Origin of the sequence: Ruoffia sp. FAM 24228, from assembly GCF_045528575.1 — a bacterium.
Lineage (GTDB): Bacteria > Bacillota > Bacilli > Lactobacillales > Aerococcaceae > Ruoffia > Ruoffia halotolerans.
The window spans coordinates 1-1029 of the sequence record NZ_JBGQQZ010000142.1; the positions used below are offsets into that span (position 1 = coordinate 1).

Annotated in this window: 1 protein-coding gene; it reads right to left on the reverse strand. The window is 40.8% G+C overall.

The genetic code is table 11. The features are described 5' to 3' along the window. A partial coding sequence (locus tag ACEN33_RS12405) for an IS256 family transposase (RefSeq protein WP_407095209.1) occupies positions 1 to 1027 on the reverse strand: 1027 nt, incomplete at its 3' end. Positions 1028 to 1029: the final 2 nt, after the last annotated feature.

The following is a 1029-nucleotide window of genomic DNA, read 5'->3' on the forward strand; positions in this document are numbered from 1 at the left end:
ACTTTTTAATTTGTTTATTAAAGGATTCAATCAAATTAGTGGAATACAAGCTCCTACGGATTGATAAAGGGAAATCGTAAAATGTAAGTAAGTTATCATTTTCTAGAATAGACTTGGCCAGTTTAGAGTAGCTACTGCGCCATTTTTCTGAGAAAGCAAGGCGAGCTTCAAGGGCCGTCTCTCGTGAATCTGCTTGATAAATCGTCTTAAAGTCTTCGCATATTTCCTTGCGATCAGCGACGCGTACTTTACTAGAAATGTTGCGAGAAACATGGACACAACAGTGTTGGTAAGCTGCTTGAGGAAAAACGTGATGAATCGTATCTTTAATACCCTTGAGACCGTCGGTCACGAAAAGAAGAACATCATTGACACCACGGTCGGATAAATCTTCCAATATCTCTTTCCATGTGACGGTCGATTCATTAGGGGCAATAGCGTATCCTAGGACTTCTTTGGCACCATCTGGTCGAATTCCCACCGCAATGTGTATGGCTTCTTTCTCAACGGTTTTCCGCTTCAAAGGAATATAGGTAGCGTCCAGATAAATGACTGCATAATGACTGTTTAGTTTACGCTTTTTGAACGCTGATACTTCTTCAGTAAAGACTTTAGTCATATTGGACATCGTTTGTGGTGTATAGTGATGACCGTACATTTTCTCAATCAAATCAGCAATTTCAGACATGGTAATACCTTTTTGAAAAAGATGAATGACGGTTTCTTCTAACGTGCCATTGGTTCGCTTATATGCAGGAAGAGTCTGTTGTTTAAATTCACCGTTGCGGTCGCGCGGAATCTGTAGATGAAGTTCGCCGTATTCTGTCTTGACCGTACGGTCATAGGACCCATTGCGTGAGTTCCCTGAATGGAAACCAATCCGATCATACTTTTCGTAATCCAAAAAGGCAGTCAGCTCTGTTCTCAGGAGCGTATTTACGGCTAATTCCAAGTGCGAACGGAATAATTCGTTCAAATCACCTTTTGTAGCTAGAGTCTGTAAGATATCTGTAGTAAGATTGTTCATAG